A 14,394-nucleotide genomic window follows, 5' to 3' on the forward strand; every position below is an offset into this window, starting at 1 on the left:
CCAAGGGAGCCGACCTCCCTTGGCCCATTTGCTGATGATGGCTGAGGCCGTGTTGAAGACTGATGTTGAAGCAGAGACCTGGCGTCTATCCTGTTCGGAGTATCCTGGGAAGCTGGCTCAAATGCTCCAAGACGCGCTTGATTGTTACAGCCGAAGGCCTGGGCTAGATGACCTATCCCGTATCCATCTTGCAACGCTGACCGACCTCGGATTTCAGGTGCTTGGTGAAGTGCTAGAGAGCCGATCCCGGCATGCCTGGCACATCCGTCACAGCGATCATATCGAGCTTCGCTGGCAGCTTAGAGAGCACCTCAAGCGACAACTGCAAATGCGGCTTATACACGACGGTCTAGCGTCCAGTTCCATTCGTGACGAGCGCTTCGCCGCTGATCTTGGCCTCTGAGGAACGGGATGCCGAGTAGTCTTTGGCAAGGATTTTTCATGGCATGCTTGGGCAGTAAGGCATAGTCTTGGATCGAGGTAATTCAGGAGAAAAGCCATGCCTGCAGCTTGCGATCCGAGTGCTCCCAAGGAGTCCGTTAGTCTTAGTATCAACGCTGAGCTGCTCGCTAGGGCGGGGGAGTTGGGTGTGAATCTCAGCGGAACCTTGGAGCAAGCCCTGGCGGAAGCCATTACTCAGCGCGAGCCCCGAGGTGCAGAAAATCGAAAGGCCGAACCTGCGGCGTCAGTGGGGGAGATTGATCCCGTGCTGTTGGCTGCTGCAATTGGTTTATTTGGCAACGAGGCGCAGGCAGTGAGTTGGCTGAATACACCTGCTTGCGCACTTGGTCACAAGTGTCCAGTTGAAGCTGACATCCAAGAAGCCTCGGATTTGGTCGGGCGGATTGCGCATGGATTTGGCGCATAGCAGTCATTTCCTTGGTCTCGGCAGAACGCGGCGCATCGCTTCAATATGCCCCCCCCCTCTACCTTCCCGTGATCGCGGTTCGGTGCTCAAGGCATCGTCCAGCTCAGCTCGTTCGTTACGATGTGGTGCCGGGCTCGACACTGGAACGTGATCTGCCTTTGTCGTATCCATTTGAAGTCCACATGGATATCTCGGGTTGGTAGATTTCTTGGACGGTTTCAGACAAACGTTCATGGAAGCGACAAAAAATTCAAATTCGCGACAACCTGTTCACCCCCCCCTCTTGAAAATTTTTAAACGAGACGGAGCTTTATTATTTGAAGACAAGAGAAAAGCACTGCTGCCCCAGGCGCTGCCGTTCCAGCAGAATCACGCTGTGTTTTTCATCCGATACTTGCGGTTTTTGCCTACTCGGTTTTCCGGCCTTGAGGGGGGGGCGGCTACCGTAGCTCGGCTTGGGGGTCATGGGAGAGATCGCTTTTCTTTGCATCCGTAAGGATGCTGCTTTTATTTTGGTTACAAACCAAACGCGATAAATTTGAAAAAACTATATGTAGTGTTTTTTCTCTATTATTTTGCTTGTTTAATCTATATGTGGTGTTTTGCGATGGGGTCTCGCTGTGGGCTCTGCCTCTTAGACAATCGTTGCCCTAGTCGCAGGACTACCTGCTGGCCGCAGCTTAGTGCTGGAAGCAAAGGGAAGGGCTGGTTGCGGTGTAGAATGTCTGGCCTGATGGCTTCTGTGGCCCGTCGGTGGGCGAAAGCGTGAAGGCTATTTTCTATAATCCGTAGTGTGTGAGCCCCCGAAATATGAATGAAAGCCTAAGCGAAGATGAGATGCGAGCAGCGTTGTTTGGCGCTGCTACTTCGCCTGTGAGCGAGCCAGTTCAACATCCTATCCAGCGCGGACTGGCCGCTTCTACCTCAAGGGGTAAGCGCCTGTCCTCCAGGTTACGTGTCACCATGCACGTAACGAGGGAGTTCGAGGGGGATGAGGAAGTGTTTGTTCATGATGCAAACACGCTCAGTACCCTGAGCGCGGAGGGTGAAGCCAAAGCGGCGGCCAAAAAGAAAAAATATCGCTACTTCGACGTGATTTCAGTGACCCCTGTCCAGGTTTGAGCGGCTGGTACGCAACTGGTAGGAGTCGCTCTCGCAGCGGTTTGCAGCATGGGGGTAGGCAGAACGCGCACGACCAAGACAGCCGCTCTTGATGGATCATTTTCGCCGAGCTGACCATCTGGCAGTACATACCTGAAATTGAGAGAGAACCATGCCTTCCAAGCGTGAGCAACGTCCCGATACAGTGATCTGCGGGAATTCTGAATGCGCGAATACGATTAGTTTCTCGACGTACCGCTACGGGTATGTTGATGACCAAGTTGAACGAGAACGTGTTCATTGGCGGGCATACCCGCTCCTCGATGGCGACTCTGTATTGTGTCTGTGCGGGCACTTCACGGCTTACTACAATCCCGCGACGCGCACTCCGCCCTCCAGGTAAGTGGCCGCCATCACCTGAGACCAACCCTATGCCGGTCATAGCAGCAGTGTTTGATGCGTTTGGAACCACGGTTCAAATCAAGTGTAAGCGTCATCCATTTCGCAAACTGCTGCGTATTGGAACTCAGCATGGCCGCAAGCCTAACGCTGGTGATCTTCATCGCCTCATGACTTCCAGCCTAGGGCTACAGGATGCCGCAGAGTTGTTCGGTATCAGCTTGAGCGCGCACCAACTGAGATCGTTGCAAGATGACCTTGACGAAGAGCTGGAGTCGATCTCGGTTTATCCCGATGCGATCGAAGGAATCCGGCTGCTCAAAGCCGAGGGACTGGCGGTGGGTATCTGCTCTAATCTGGCCATGCCCTATGGGCCTGTGCTCAGAAATCTACTAGGTGATGTTGATGGTTTCGCCCTGAGCTATGAGCTTGGGGTGATGAAACCTAACCATGAGATCTATCGCGAGGTGTGCCATCAGCTGGGAGTGCGCGGTGAGCTGGATACGAACGCCTCTGGAGGGCGCATCGTGATGATCGGTGATTCTCAGCTATGCGATAGAGATGGGCCTGATGCTATCGGGATGTGCGGCTACTACTTGGATCGGAGCGGTAATAAGGCGGTATCCAACCTTGTTGAATTTGCGGAGCTCGTACTGAGGCACGAGCATTCTGATGACGGTGTGTTGCGCTAATGAGCAGTCGACGCAAGGAGCCCCGTTCAAGCTTCGAGTCGGATGCCTAGGGCGCGAGCATTATCGGCCAGGGCGGCGGCTCGCGCTTTTGCGTCTCTGCACTCCGCCGTTTTACAAATCAGCAACTTCGGCTAGCAATTTGAGCACACGGGTTGTGCCCGCACAGAGCTATCTTGAGCGCGGTCAAAGATGGACTAGAGCTGAGGATATGACGACTTAAGCAAGGCTAAAAAAGATCGAAGAGTGGCCTTGATATCCTTGCTCTGGCTCTCGGCATTTCTCAGATTTTCATAAAGCAATCCCGTCACCAACCCTCGAAACATCTCAATGGTGGCAGCCTTGTTCAAGCATTGCGGAAGCTCACCATTTTCAATGGCCTGCTCTAGCAGTTGATCGATTTGGCGAGTGAAACATGCCTTCGATTTCATAAACCGTTGATGGATTACACCTGAGTCACCGAGCCCTTGGTAGATCAAGATTTCTGAGAGGTGCCGGGGCTTTTGGTCGCGAGTGATTGTCACCATCGCGTCAATGATTTTTTCCCATGCACCGTTCAGGCTGGAGTCGTTCGATAATGCCAGCTCCAAAGGGTGTTCTACTGAGGTGAGCACGCACCGAGAGCATGAAAGCCGGTGAAGTGATGTTGCTGGACGTCAGGCCAGGGGATGAATTTGCCGAAGGCCATTTGCCCGGTGCGTTGAACATTCAGTTGGATCAGCTGGTGGACTGGCTTGAAGGAATGCCCGAGCCGATGCAAGTCGTGGCATACTGTCGAATGAAGCTGTCTCGCTGTTGAGCAAGCGTGGCTGGCCTGCCAAGCGCCTGGATGGGTAGCAGCGGGGTTTGCACTGGAGGTCAGTTAGCGGAAGCTTGCTCGACAGGGAGCGCCTTAAGAGCTTGCAGGCAAGCTTCCGTCCGACTCGGGCTGATCGATTCTGTCACCAATGCCAGGTGATGCGCTGGCGTTGCATGCAGCATTTGGAAGCTCAGATCAATGTGCCAAGCACTTACCGAGCTAGGTGAATCGCCCCGGGTTTCGTAGACACCTCCATGCCTTAAACTGAGGCCAATCAGGAGGTGCCATGAGCAACCCACGTTATCCCGAAGAATTCAAAATCCAAGCGGTCAATCAAGTGACCGAAAAGAAGCTGCCTGTCGCTGATGTGGCGGCGCGTCTTGGCGTGTCGACGCATAGCCTCTATGCCTGGATAAAGCGTTACAGCAAACCTCAGGCAGAACGGCAGCAAGACGATGATCAGCACGCGGAACTGAGGCGTCTGCGAGCCGAACTCAAGCGGGTCACCGAAGAGCGAGACATCTTAAAAAAGGCCGCCGCGTACTTTGCCAAGGAGTGCGGTTGAAGTACGCCTTTATCAAGCAGCGAGCGGGCGACTATTCCATTCGGCGGCTTTGCCTGACGCTGAAAGTCCATCCCAGTGGTTATTACGCTTGGTTGTCTGAGCCGCAATCTGCACGCGCTAAAGACGACCAACGATTGCTGGGTTTGATCAAGCATTCATGGCTGGAGAGCGGCGGTGTTTATGGCTATCGCAAAATTCATGACGATCTGCGCGAGGTCGGTGAGGATTGTGGTCGGCATCGTGTGGCGAGGCTGATGCGTCTTGAAGGTTTGCGCTCTCAGACAGGGTATCGACGCCGCCCTGGCAAGTACGGCGGTAAGCCAGCGGTCGCCTCACCCAATTTGCTGAAGCGCCAGTTTGATGTCGTAGAACCCAACAAAGTTTGGGTCACCGACATCACCTACATTCGCACGTATGAAGGCTGGCTGTATTTGGCGGTCGTGCTGGATCTGTTTTCTCGTCAGGTCGTCGGCTGGTCAATGAAATCGCAGATGACCAGTGATTTGGCCATTGATGCGTTATTGATGGCGGTTTGGAGGCGAAAACCGAAACAGGAGGTGATGGTTCACTCCGACCAGGGCAGCCAGTACAGCAGCTCCGATTGGCGCAGTTTTTTGAAAGCGAACAATTTGGTTGCCAGCATGAGTCGCCGAGGCAACTGTTATGACAACGCCGTGGCCGAGAGCTTTTTCCAGCTTCTAAAGCGGGAACGGATCAAGCGGAAAATCTATTCCACGCGCGAAGATGCTCGTAGTGATGTGTTCGATTACATCGAGATGTTCTACAACGCAAAACGCCGGCATGGTTTCAACAATCAACTGTCACCGGTAGAGTTTGAAAAGCGTTACGCAATGAGCTTGCAAGGTGTCTAGAGAATCCGGGGCGATTCAAGGCAATACGCTGACCTAGTCATCCTATGGTTTTGGATGGCTGATGGCCGAGGCTTCTAGAGCGAGCCCGAAAGGTCAGGGAGAAGCCGGAATTGTTCGCTTCCAGAGAAAACTCACAGTTGATCGACTAATTTTTAGCTGCCGGGCCGTCTCCGCTTGTGTCAGTCCAGATTTCTTACAGTCCTGAACCTTTTGCAGCTTGTCTAGATCTGCTGGGCGCGCTGCTGGCCGTTTCAATACCTCAGCCCCCGCAAGATGGGCGGCGATGTCCTCGGGGCTGACTCGCTCCTGTAGCGCCTTCAAATCCTCTTTTGCCTCGGCCAGCAGCATGGCCGTGGGCTTTTGGTCTCGTGTTGCCAATACCAAGGCCATCAACGCCAAAGGGCTCAGCTCCAAGACGGCAGCGAGCTCAACGAATTTATCCAACGAAGGGGTGCTCTGAGCGCTTTCGAGCTTGGTGAGATAGGTGCGCGACGTGGCCTGCGCCATTTCTTCTTGAGTCAGTCCCAAGCTACCTCGGACGGCTCTTATGACTGCTGCGAGCGCTGGTCTTATCGGCGTCAATGCGAATGCCCTCGAAAACCGAGGATGTAGCCACGTTGCGTTGTACAGTTACACATCACATAGTGTATAAAACTGGTCGAAAGGCTTTCTGAGCCTGGCAGGGCTATGAGGTGACTGATGCTGAGGTGCGTCTGCATACGGTCGAACCATCGCCGGCAGAAGTGTACGAGCCCATCAGCTCTGGCAATGTTGGCGCACTGCTGATGATCAATTAATCGCTAAATCGTATCGTAACCCACCGTCTCCGGCGGGTTGCAGGTCAATGGAGGCCTGGCTGTGAGAGTGCGGATTTACTCCGACCTGCACCGCGAATTTGAGGCTTGGGAGCCCCCGGAGTGTTCAGGGGTCGACCTGGTGATTTTGGGCGGTGATATCGATAAAAAGGGCAGGGGGGTCAGATGGGCCAATCAAGCTTTCAGTTGCCCTGTGGCGTACGTCACTGGGAACCACGAATTTTATGATGGTCACATTGATCGTACTCTGTTGAAGATGAAAGACGGCGCCGCCGGCCATGTTCATATTCTTGAAAACGAGACATTGGTGCTGGGCAATCTAAGAGTCCTCGGCACGACAGGCTGGACTGATTTCTCATCTACTGGAGATCAGATCGCAGCAAGCAACATGGCGCGCGAGTGGATGGGCGATTTCAAATACATTCGTACCGACTCAAATTACCGGCGTTTGAGGCCCGATGACGTCATCGCCAGAAATCATGCCGCCAAGGCTTGGCTGAGACAGGAGCTGGCTAAAAAATTTGAAGGCAAAACATTGGTGGTGAGTCATCACTCTCCTTCTCCGCTCGTCATCGGAAACGAGCACGAGGGGCATCTGACTGCTTCGTACACAAACGACTGGCAAGACCTCATTCCTCTCGCGGACGTGTGGGTGTTTGGGCATACGCACAAGGCTGCGGACGTTGAGTTGGCAGGGTGCAGAGTCATATCGAACCCCAAAGGCTATCCAAATGAAAACACGGGCTTTGATCCCGATTTTGAGATCCAAATCTGATGCCTAGTCTCTTGAGCAAGCGACCTGAGTTCGCTGTCGATGCCATTCCGGTTGCACAGGGCGCGCCATCCGAGGTGATCAGAGCGCAGAGCATCGATTGGAATGTCCCTGTCGACGCGTTCTTGGTCGATGCTGCTCGGGCCGGGAGGAGATATGCCGCTTTGGTCTACGGCGATCGATCAGGGATGAACCAGGATGGTATGACCATCGCCACACCGCCACTTGAATACGTCGAGGCCAAGTCGGGTTTCAAATTGATGCGGAGCGTCAGTGGCGAGGACTACTACGTGATCACTAGCGAGCTGAACATCTAGCCGCGCAACGCCAGGTATCAATAAGGCCGGATCGCACGATTCTGCCTTCGGTGCAATGTTCCAGATCTTTCATCCGCCATGTCTGATTGATGGCGGCGATGTATGGCGCTGTCGATGAGATTTACGCGCAAGCCTCAGTGGTTAATAAGTGCACTTAAGGATAATGCATGTCTGAACTTAAAAAGATTACAGTTACAGTTAAGAATTACGACCTTCAAGCGAGTGGTGATCTAGATGCCCTCTATCGAAATGTTCGGTACGAGGATGAGGAGGGCAGAACGTCTTACTTTAAGGAAGTTGTGATGCTCAACTATCTGAGGAAGCACGGTGCGATCGTTACTGATACTCGATGCACCTGGTACTATAAGCATCTTTCCAAAAAGTCGATTGTTCTCGTAGCGTTTGAGAAGAATAACGGCAAGGTTGAGTATGATTTAGAGCATATGCGGGTGGTCGCTAGGTCTAGTGTTATCAAAGGCATTATCTTTGCGGCGGCGGCCATCCCTGCGGGGCTTGTCATCGCTACAGCCACCTACGGCGTCGGCTTAATATTCATCCCGGTTGGATTTTTTTATGCGTATAGAAGCGCTTTCAAAATTCCAGGCTTGCTCCGCCGAAAGACACTTGTGCGTGACCTGGCTGAGCATGGGATTGTCGTTCGATAACTGCGCTTGTAGCCACGACTTTGAGAACGCGAGCTGCTGTTGTCGCAGAGAGTCGGGCTTTCTCTGCCAGCAGGCCGCTGCCATCAATAAGTAGCCTTGCCATCGGGGCTTTTTTCGTCAACAACTGCTCGGACTGACATCCAGCTCTCAATTTCTGTTCCTGTAGGCACGCTAAGTAGAGCCCAGTGAGTGGCTGCGCTGGGTTCGGAGGTTTCTTCCTGACAGACCTGATAGCTTGGGTCGTTGCTCAACTGTTATGGGCATTTTGAGAAAGTGAGAAGGAGCCAGATGTGTCAGTTTTGAAGAGGTCGGCCAGGCATGTGGTCGCAATGGTTGGTGTCATTTGCATCCTGTGCCCAGGAATCGATACAGGCGCTGCCGCACAGGTACTGGGGGACGGCGCATGGCTGGAGCTCAGCAGTTCTAGCCTGGTGCATGGTACGACAGGGCAGGCCCGTGTAGTCATTCAGCAAGGCGCTGAGGTTGCGGCGCTGAATGCGCCGTATGAAATTGCGGGGCATGGGTATGGCGCTGCCAGCATCAAGGTGCGTACTCATTGCGGCCCGATGACGTTCATGGTTATCAACGGTGAACTGAAGCCATCAGAGACCGAGCGTCTCGGAAAGTATGGGGGAGAGGCGAACTGCGGGCTTGGGCAGCGGCTGAGCCGAGCCGGAGACTGGCACCTAGTTTCTCAGTAGCTATTCAGGCCGAGCGTTTGCAGAGGTCAGTCAGCCATCGCTGCCTCTGCGCCATCGAGCCAGTTTTTTAAGCGCCCCCGCTGATCAACTTGGATGAGTGGGGGCGATGCATCTTCAAAGCGTTTGTAAGCGTGCCCTATTCATGCTCATTGCCATGTGAGGCGATTGAGCGCGAGCCAACGTTGCCTCAAGCGGAGTAGACAGGCGTGAGAAGCTACGCCCGAAAGGGACTCGATGTCGTGCCTGGGGTAAGTCAAAGTACCCCGAGTTGTCAGAGGCTTCGGTTCAAGCGGCGGGGGCGGGCTAATCGTCAATATTCAGCGCGATGTGGTGGATCAGTTCCCTGGGGCGGGGGTTACTGATCAGTTCGTAGATGATGTCTCTTTTGCTGCGAGGCAACTTCTTCACGACGTTCTTGCCCGCGTGGCGGACTGCTTCATCCGAGCCATGGATTCGGTCAGCGAGCATCAGAACGAGGATGGCATCGGATAGGGTCATGCGCGTCTCGTTGCTTGAGGGGCGTTAAAAATGCTGGTGAGCCACCTTCCCATTCTCCCACATCGCGCGGTATCACGGCTCGGGGAGGCACTGCCAGTGCGCGGTGGCACCGGCAAGGCTCATATCTCAAACCATCTATTTCAGATCTTCTTGCTCAGATTGTCGTAGAAGGTTGCGTTCAGCGTTGCTGCCCAGTCAATAGGCAGCAGCTCAGTCCAGCTTAGCGCTTCAAGCAATGTCACCAAGCCCAGTCCATAGGCATTGTCCGGCGCTGACTCAACGCAAAGGCCTGCCCAGTATTTGCTGTCAAAGAAAAGCGAGGATTTGAGACCGTCTGCACCCAGGTTAACTGTCTGAGTGGCGATGTGGTTGTTACCTAGCACCATAAGATCCGGGGTGAGCTCGTTGAAGGTGCGCGGCAATACCACGTCCGCTGAAAATTTTCGTGCGAATACTGCGCAGAACGGCTGATTCTTCAGCGGCGGAAAGGTGCGAGGCCAGTCTCTGATCTTTCCGTTGTAGACAGGCCCAGCTGCTTCGTACTCAGTGTTCACGCGGGAGCGGCGAGTGAGCATGAGCCGCTTCACGGCCTCGGCCTGACCGATCGCTTTTTCCAGTACGCCGGCATCCGAAATGGAATGCTTGCATTCGATGTAGGCGTACACAGCGTCCACCGGGATCTGTTCCTTCACGGGGAACTGGCGGCTCAAGCTGCTGCGCAACGTTGGACTCGCCATCTTGTCGTAGATGATGACGTCGTCACCAGCCGTCGTGCCATCCTCGGCAACAACGAAGCCCCGGCAGACACCATATTTGGCAGGAAGCAAATCCTCCAGAAGGGCACAAAGGGCGAGCTCGAATTCGTCGCCAAGGTCGAAATTGTAGATCGCCTCGATGTCCTGAAGGCGTGCCTCCACCTTCTTGGCTAACCTCTCGATGTAGCCACCGTACAAGCCCATGTGATTCTCTCTCCGCGTCATGTGAACCTTGGCCCCGGCCTTTGGGCGGGCCCGAAATTTTCATCGTGGCCGGTGACTGACGCGCTACGTTGCTTAAGCGAGGAGCTCACTCGTCCAGATGATCATCCTGTAGTCGCCCAGGGCGACCACTGTCTAGCGCTGTGCTAGGGACGGATCGTGGGCCAAAAACGTCTTCACCGCCACCCTTTTTAGGTTAGAGTCTCACGCATGGATGCGCAGGTTTTGTCAGGCTCAATGCTTGTAATCACTGGCCTAACCTGCGATTAAGGCCTATAGTGACCTTAAGGTAAATAGCTTGTCTTAGGAGCTGATATATGAAACTCGAAGACCGCATGAGCCGTTCAATCAAGCAACGGACGAGCATCGTCGTGTTGCGTTCAGATTTTTCGAAAATGGGCAGCGATTCGCAAGTGGGCCGCGTTTTGGCTCGGTTTGTCGAGAATGGCGTGCTTGTTCGCGTGAGCAAAGGCGCTTTCGCGAAAGCGCGCATCAACCAGTACACGGGCAAACCAACGCCCGCAGGCACGTTGGAAATGATTGCTGCTGAGCTGTTCAGCAAGCTAAAAATTTCGATTGCCCCCAGCACCCTTGTTGCCGAGTACAACAGCGGAAAGTCGACTCAGATCCCCATGGGAACGGTAGTCAACACTGGGCGCCGACGTATCTCCCGTAAAGTGATTGTAGGAAGCAACGCTGTCGTCTATGAAAACTCTGTCAGAGCAGCTGCGGGTTAATATTGAAGATGCGTCAACAGCGGGCATTCTGAAAAGCATGCCTGCTGCCGTCGCAGAGAAAGATCAGCACATCACTGATGCCCTTCATGCCCTTTCGCAAATTCAAGTCACCCACGTCGCCGCTCAGTTGAACCGGAAAAAGGGCGATCCCCAGCCTGCAACGGTCAATGTGGAAACGCGAATGGTTTTCGCGGGCGGCACCTGCCTTTCGAAGGCCTATGGTCTGATCGAGCGGATGTCGGAAGACATCGACATCAAGGTCGAGTTGGATGCGCCGCCTGAAGGCTATGCCTTTTCAAGAGACCTTGGTGATCGCAGCCGCCTGAAGGCGCTGCATGCGGCGGTCGAGAAAGCCCTGGCTGACCTTGATTTCCACTGGATCAAAGTCGAGCGTAATCCAACTCGCAGGGACGGAAGTCGGTATTACTGCCTGATGGTATCGTACGGAGCGCATTTTCAAGATGCGACAGGCACCCTGCGCTCGCAGCTGAAGATTGAGCTCGTTTGTCGGCCACCCATGATCCCCTCGGAAACGCAGAACCTGGGCTATATGCTGGAAAAACTGAGTGGGAGCAACGACCCTTTCCTGTTCTCCATGCAGTGCATCACGGTCGCCGAAACCCTCGCGGAAAAAGTGCTTTCACTGCTGCGGCGCTGCGCCAGTAGCTGGGATGGACGCCAGGTCGGTGAGTTCGACACCGCGTTGGTACGCCATGTGTACGATGTGTGGCGTATCGCGACCAGCCACCCTGAAGCGATAGAGCCTGCTGCAGGTGTTTTCGCCTCGTCGGTGGCCAAGGACGTCGCTGAGTTCGGCAGGCAGCATCCTGAATTTGGAGCGGATCCGTTCGGGGTCTTGCGACAAACCCTTGAGGTTGCTGCCACCCACGATGGCCTTAAGGCTAATTTTGAGCAGCGCCTTATGCCCCTGCTTTACGCTCATGAGAGACCTGACTACGAAACCTGCTTCGCCGCGTTCGCCGATGTTGCACGGCAGTTGCTCGATCGCGTTGCAGCGGGCGAAGAGGCGGGCAACAAGGTTGTTGCTTAGGCTCTCAAGTCAGACCAGATGAGCTATCGCTGAGCGTACCTGGTGTCGTGAGCAATTGCGCGCGGGCCCTAGCCGATGACAACGGGCCCGCTCAGCATGTCTCCTGCCGATCCCATCAACCAAGCATGTGGATCGCCACCTGAGCGACGTTGCGGGCGTCATCTATGCCTCGGTGGTATGTGCCTTTCCATTGCATGCCTAGCATTTCCACCGCAGGCTGCAGGCCGAGCGCGCGGCAGTCGTAAACCTTCCAATGCCATTTCTTCAAATTGGTGTGGCGCATCCCGTCAAGCATAGGTCTGGAATTTAAGCGCGAGGCATCTTGCTGAAGCTGCTTGAAGTCGTAATCGCCCCATGAACACCACATTGAGTTGGGGTAGTCCACGAGGAATGCATCAAGCATCTGGGCCACCCGTACGTAATCAGGTGCTGCGTCCACGTCGCTCTGCTTGATTGTCGTTAACGTTCGACAAAAGTCGGTGAGCACCGGATGCAGGGTAGGCCGGACAAAGCTCTGAAATTGGTCGACTACTTTCAGCGAGGACAGATCGATCACCGCCAAGCCGATCTCAATGGTTTCCATGTCCTCGCGTTGCACGATCAACTGACGTGGTGGCTCTCCGGGCTTGGCGTCCTCATCACACGTAGCCTCAAGATCAATGCACAGTAGGTATCGGTAAGGGCTCAGAATATCCCTTAGGGCGCCTAAATGCTGGGGCTTACGAACAGGTACCATGCTCAGCTCTAATCTTTGAATTGAAGAATGATGGCCAGCTTCTCGTTGGCCATCTAGAAAACTATCCGATGCCACTGCGGGTTGTCCACCGGACGACCCATCTCGACAGCACAGCACGTGCCGGGTTTCAACGCAGGTCGATCATGGCGCAGATATCAACTGAGAGATGGACGTTAACGCTGCCTCGGTAACGATGACATGATCAACCCTCACCTTGCGTCTTTTGCCAGAGTTATCAAACATGAGCAGCCGTCACACCGGAAGCCGTGCCCCCCGGTTAATCACTTGCTTTAGTGTGGTTGTAGAAAGGGTGATCCATGTCGTCAAAACCCATGTAGTAGGGGATGCCGTCGCAGCTGAGGCTGTTTCGAACGGTGAAGTAGGTAGCATTAACCCCAAACTCGGTGGCCAACCCCTTAGCAATCTGTTTGCAGTAATGCTCGTCAAAGCCAGCGGGTAACGGCACCAACAGGGCGATATCAAGGAGATAACGGCCTTCAGTACTGACAATGAGGCGGTTTGCGGCAAGCAGGGCTCTGACCAACTCCGACCCGTTGTCCGGAATCCATACCCAGGATTTACCGTAGGCGTCATCGCGATCGCTTGGCTCATGGCCTCCCGACCTCGTGATAATCCTGACAATGCTATCTACTTCGTTGTTGATCTCCTCTACACGCTCTTCGGAAATGGAGAAATAGCCAGAGAGATCGATAGAGTGCTCGTTAATCAGATCAGAGACCCGGCTCGGATCCTGGATGCTACCATGCTGTTCCACCTTACACAGCGGTATCACGAAACGGATCATCGCCTGATCGATAATCCCGGCGTCCACCAAGGTCAGGATGTCATAGATCACTTTCTCTACGTCTTCCTGATCCTGAACCAGGATGCCCATTCCATTGAGGCCGGAGTCTCCAAGACTTAACCCTGGCATCTCCGCCAAAGTCTCGACCAAGTCCTCCCCATCTGGCTCGAAATGAGATTCTTCACCTTGGTAGCGCCACCGCCACTCGCGCTCATGCGTCCAGTCAATGGTTTTGACGTCACCGATGTTATAGGCGACGTAACGGTATTGCTCACCGATAGGCAGGGTGTCGTTATCAAAAACCCTGTACGGATGGGCGTCCTTGAGCTCCCAAGCGGGTTGGCTTAACCCGTAGATCACTGGGCGCGCGCCTAGGCTGAACATCGCCGCCTTTGGAATCATGAAGGCGTAACGACCGACATTCTCGCCTCTGGCCAAGCGCTCGTTGCTGGACTGCACAAAGGCCGCGAGTGGCATATCTGTGAAGCAGACTGCTGGCGACTTGCCGTAGATGGTTGGCCTCTCATTCCGAAATGACCAGGTCGCAAAGATCTTGTTGTGCCGGAGCGCGCAGCGCATCAGGAACAGCGAATCCAGCACGCTGGACTCTGCGACGTTATTGAAACGGGCATGCTCCGGAAAGAGGATGCCATCAGAGCTGAATTGGTCGACGTCCCGGAAGAAATGGATGAGGTAGTCAGATAGATCAAATCGAATGTTGTTGAGCATGGTGCGTCCCTGCGAGATACGATGGTGGCAGAATCCTAGCGCGACGTGATTGTCGCTTTATGACACAGCACTGACCCAGTGGAGCTGCTCAGCACGTGGAAATATGCCAGTTGGAGAGGCCCCTCGGCGCGTCAAAGCAGGACTCGCGACCGCATTGAGGCCCGGATGGTACGGTCAAACCGTTCCGCAAAACGGTGACCGATTCCGGCAAAAAGCACGCTGGGGAGGCGGGCCGGGGTTTATAGGCAATCACACAGTCGACGTTTGCCATCGCTTGGCAGTGTGAAATGCGAGTGAA

General features: G+C 54.4%; 18 protein-coding genes. 12 read left to right on the forward strand and 6 right to left on the reverse strand.

Features of this window, described 5'->3' with window-relative positions; genetic code table 11:
- Nucleotides 1-19 precede the first annotated feature (19 nt).
- The 4 genes from LJX93_RS09615 to LJX93_RS09630 all read left to right on the forward strand — a co-directional run bounded on the left by LJX93_RS09615 (nucleotide 20) and on the right by LJX93_RS09630 (nucleotide 3,060).
- Nucleotides 20-403: a hypothetical protein gene (locus LJX93_RS09615; protein ID WP_227697066.1), complete on the forward strand. Its 384-nt coding sequence runs from the start codon at nucleotides 20-22 to the stop codon at nucleotides 401-403.
- A gap of 96 nt (nucleotides 404-499) precedes the next feature.
- Nucleotides 500-868 (forward strand): type II toxin-antitoxin system CcdA family antitoxin, encoded by a 369-nt coding sequence (locus tag LJX93_RS09620; protein ID WP_227697067.1) that lies wholly within the window; start codon nucleotides 500-502, stop codon nucleotides 866-868.
- A gap of 810 nt (nucleotides 869-1,678) precedes the next feature.
- The gene (locus LJX93_RS09625) at nucleotides 1,679-1,990 is read left to right on the forward strand and encodes a hypothetical protein (RefSeq protein WP_227697069.1); all 312 of its coding nucleotides are present in this window, start codon (nucleotides 1,679-1,681) and stop codon (nucleotides 1,988-1,990) included.
- Between the two features lie 410 nt (nucleotides 1,991-2,400).
- Nucleotides 2,401-3,060 carry an HAD family hydrolase gene (locus LJX93_RS09630; RefSeq protein ID WP_227697070.1) on the forward strand — a complete coding sequence of 220 codons (660 nt, stop codon included), beginning with the start codon at nucleotides 2,401-2,403 and terminating at the stop codon, nucleotides 3,058-3,060.
- Between the two features lie 194 nt (nucleotides 3,061-3,254).
- Here LJX93_RS09630 and LJX93_RS09635 read toward each other — a convergent pair whose 3' ends face one another.
- On the reverse strand, nucleotides 3,255-3,671 hold the full coding sequence (locus LJX93_RS09635; protein WP_227697071.1) for a hypothetical protein: 417 nt from the start codon (nucleotides 3,669-3,671) through the stop codon (nucleotides 3,255-3,257).
- An 11-nt stretch (nucleotides 3,672-3,682) separates the two neighbouring features.
- Here LJX93_RS09635 and LJX93_RS09640 point away from each other — a divergent pair, with 11 nt between their 5' ends.
- Nucleotides 3,683-3,856 carry a rhodanese-like domain-containing protein gene (locus tag LJX93_RS09640; RefSeq protein WP_227697072.1) on the forward strand — a complete coding sequence of 58 codons (174 nt, stop codon included), beginning with the start codon at nucleotides 3,683-3,685 and terminating at the stop codon, nucleotides 3,854-3,856.
- Between the two features lie 286 nt (nucleotides 3,857-4,142).
- Nucleotides 4,143-5,293, forward strand: a protein-coding gene (locus LJX93_RS09645; RefSeq protein WP_227697073.1) for an IS3 family transposase whose coding sequence is annotated in 2 segments (ribosomal slippage) — nucleotides 4,143-4,377 and nucleotides 4,377-5,293 — 1,152 coding nt in all. Because the reading frame shifts where the segments join, the coding sequence is not laid out codon by codon here.
- 93 nt (nucleotides 5,294-5,386) lie between these two features.
- Here the strand turns inward: LJX93_RS09645 and LJX93_RS09650 are convergent.
- Nucleotides 5,387-5,800, reverse strand: coding sequence for a Cro/Cl family transcriptional regulator (locus LJX93_RS09650; RefSeq protein ID WP_320442648.1), 414 nt, complete (start codon nucleotides 5,798-5,800; stop codon nucleotides 5,387-5,389).
- A 351-nt stretch (nucleotides 5,801-6,151) separates the two neighbouring features.
- On the opposite strand from LJX93_RS09650, the gene LJX93_RS09655 reads away from it, so the two are divergent.
- From LJX93_RS09655 to LJX93_RS09670, 4 genes are all read left to right on the forward strand, one after another.
- Nucleotides 6,152-6,883 carry a metallophosphoesterase gene (locus tag LJX93_RS09655; RefSeq protein ID WP_227697075.1) on the forward strand — a complete coding sequence of 244 codons (732 nt, stop codon included), beginning with the start codon at nucleotides 6,152-6,154 and terminating at the stop codon, nucleotides 6,881-6,883.
- Nucleotides 6,883-7,197 carry a hypothetical protein gene (locus LJX93_RS09660; RefSeq protein ID WP_227697076.1) on the forward strand — a complete coding sequence of 105 codons (315 nt, stop codon included), beginning with the start codon at nucleotides 6,883-6,885 and terminating at the stop codon, nucleotides 7,195-7,197. Before LJX93_RS09655 ends, LJX93_RS09660 begins: the two co-directional genes overlap by 1 nt.
- A gap of 167 nt (nucleotides 7,198-7,364) precedes the next feature.
- Nucleotides 7,365-7,862: a hypothetical protein gene (locus LJX93_RS09665; protein ID WP_227697078.1), complete on the forward strand. Its 498-nt coding sequence runs from the start codon at nucleotides 7,365-7,367 to the stop codon at nucleotides 7,860-7,862.
- 290 nt (nucleotides 7,863-8,152) lie between these two features.
- Nucleotides 8,153-8,563, forward strand: coding sequence for a hypothetical protein (locus tag LJX93_RS09670; RefSeq protein ID WP_227697080.1), 411 nt, complete (start codon nucleotides 8,153-8,155; stop codon nucleotides 8,561-8,563).
- A gap of 303 nt (nucleotides 8,564-8,866) precedes the next feature.
- Here LJX93_RS09670 and LJX93_RS09675 read toward each other — a convergent pair whose 3' ends face one another.
- Nucleotides 8,867-9,061, reverse strand: coding sequence for a hypothetical protein (locus tag LJX93_RS09675; protein ID WP_227697081.1), 195 nt, complete (start codon nucleotides 9,059-9,061; stop codon nucleotides 8,867-8,869).
- 140 nt (nucleotides 9,062-9,201) lie between these two features.
- Nucleotides 9,202-10,020 (reverse strand): DUF6602 domain-containing protein, encoded by an 819-nt coding sequence (locus LJX93_RS09680; protein ID WP_227697082.1) that lies wholly within the window; start codon nucleotides 10,018-10,020, stop codon nucleotides 9,202-9,204.
- A gap of 335 nt (nucleotides 10,021-10,355) precedes the next feature.
- Here LJX93_RS09680 and LJX93_RS09685 point away from each other — a divergent pair, with 335 nt between their 5' ends.
- Together LJX93_RS09685 and LJX93_RS09690 are read left to right on the forward strand one after the other, a co-directional pair.
- The gene (locus tag LJX93_RS09685) at nucleotides 10,356-10,775 is read left to right on the forward strand and encodes a DUF6088 family protein (RefSeq protein ID WP_227697083.1); all 420 of its coding nucleotides are present in this window, start codon (nucleotides 10,356-10,358) and stop codon (nucleotides 10,773-10,775) included.
- Nucleotides 10,744-11,826: a nucleotidyl transferase AbiEii/AbiGii toxin family protein gene (locus LJX93_RS09690; protein ID WP_227697084.1), complete on the forward strand. Its 1,083-nt coding sequence runs from the start codon at nucleotides 10,744-10,746 to the stop codon at nucleotides 11,824-11,826. Before LJX93_RS09685 ends, LJX93_RS09690 begins: the two co-directional genes overlap by 32 nt.
- A gap of 115 nt (nucleotides 11,827-11,941) precedes the next feature.
- Here the strand turns inward: LJX93_RS09690 and LJX93_RS09695 are convergent, their stop codons facing one another.
- Together LJX93_RS09695 and LJX93_RS09700 are read right to left on the reverse strand one after the other, a co-directional pair.
- Nucleotides 11,942-12,562, reverse strand: coding sequence for a 3'-5' exonuclease (locus tag LJX93_RS09695; RefSeq protein ID WP_227697085.1), 621 nt, complete (start codon nucleotides 12,560-12,562; stop codon nucleotides 11,942-11,944).
- 277 nt (nucleotides 12,563-12,839) lie between these two features.
- Nucleotides 12,840-14,096 carry a DUF4427 domain-containing protein gene (locus LJX93_RS09700; RefSeq protein WP_227697087.1) on the reverse strand — a complete coding sequence of 419 codons (1,257 nt, stop codon included), beginning with the start codon at nucleotides 14,094-14,096 and terminating at the stop codon, nucleotides 12,840-12,842.
- Nucleotides 14,097-14,394 lie beyond the last annotated feature (298 nt).

Origin of the sequence: Pseudomonas sp. HN2-3, assembly GCF_020691745.1 — a bacterium.
GTDB lineage: Bacteria > Pseudomonadota > Gammaproteobacteria > Pseudomonadales > Pseudomonadaceae > Aquipseudomonas > Aquipseudomonas capeferrum.

What these genes read in the sequence shown, in the direction of transcription:
- LJX93_RS09640 (WP_227697072.1), top strand. Translation starts at nt 3,683, where the DNA reads ATGAAAGCCGGTGAAGTGATGTTGCTGGACGTCAGGCCAGGGGATGAA.
- LJX93_RS09625 (WP_227697069.1), top strand. Translation starts at nt 1,679, where the DNA reads ATGAATGAAAGCCTAAGCGAAGATGAGATGCGAGCAGCGTTGTTTGGC.
- LJX93_RS09630 (WP_227697070.1), top strand. Translation starts at nt 2,401, where the DNA reads ATGCCGGTCATAGCAGCAGTGTTTGATGCGTTTGGAACCACGGTTCAA.
- LJX93_RS09680 (WP_227697082.1), bottom strand. Translation starts at nt 10,020, where the DNA reads ATGGGCTTGTACGGTGGCTACATCGAGAGGTTAGCCAAGAAGGTGGAG.
- LJX93_RS09620 (WP_227697067.1), top strand. Translation starts at nt 500, where the DNA reads ATGCCTGCAGCTTGCGATCCGAGTGCTCCCAAGGAGTCCGTTAGTCTT.
- LJX93_RS09675 (WP_227697081.1), bottom strand. Translation starts at nt 9,061, where the DNA reads ATGACCCTATCCGATGCCATCCTCGTTCTGATGCTCGCTGACCGAATC.
- LJX93_RS09685 (WP_227697083.1), top strand. Translation starts at nt 10,356, where the DNA reads ATGAAACTCGAAGACCGCATGAGCCGTTCAATCAAGCAACGGACGAGC.
- LJX93_RS09700 (WP_227697087.1), bottom strand. Translation starts at nt 14,096, where the DNA reads ATGCTCAACAACATTCGATTTGATCTATCTGACTACCTCATCCATTTC.
- LJX93_RS09650 (WP_320442648.1), bottom strand. Translation starts at nt 5,800, where the DNA reads ATGGCGCAGGCCACGTCGCGCACCTATCTCACCAAGCTCGAAAGCGCT.
- LJX93_RS09660 (WP_227697076.1), top strand. Translation starts at nt 6,883, where the DNA reads ATGCCTAGTCTCTTGAGCAAGCGACCTGAGTTCGCTGTCGATGCCATT.
- LJX93_RS09665 (WP_227697078.1), top strand. Translation starts at nt 7,365, where the DNA reads ATGTCTGAACTTAAAAAGATTACAGTTACAGTTAAGAATTACGACCTT.
- LJX93_RS09695 (WP_227697085.1), bottom strand. Translation starts at nt 12,562, where the DNA reads ATGGTACCTGTTCGTAAGCCCCAGCATTTAGGCGCCCTAAGGGATATT.
- LJX93_RS09690 (WP_227697084.1), top strand. Translation starts at nt 10,744, where the DNA reads ATGAAAACTCTGTCAGAGCAGCTGCGGGTTAATATTGAAGATGCGTCA.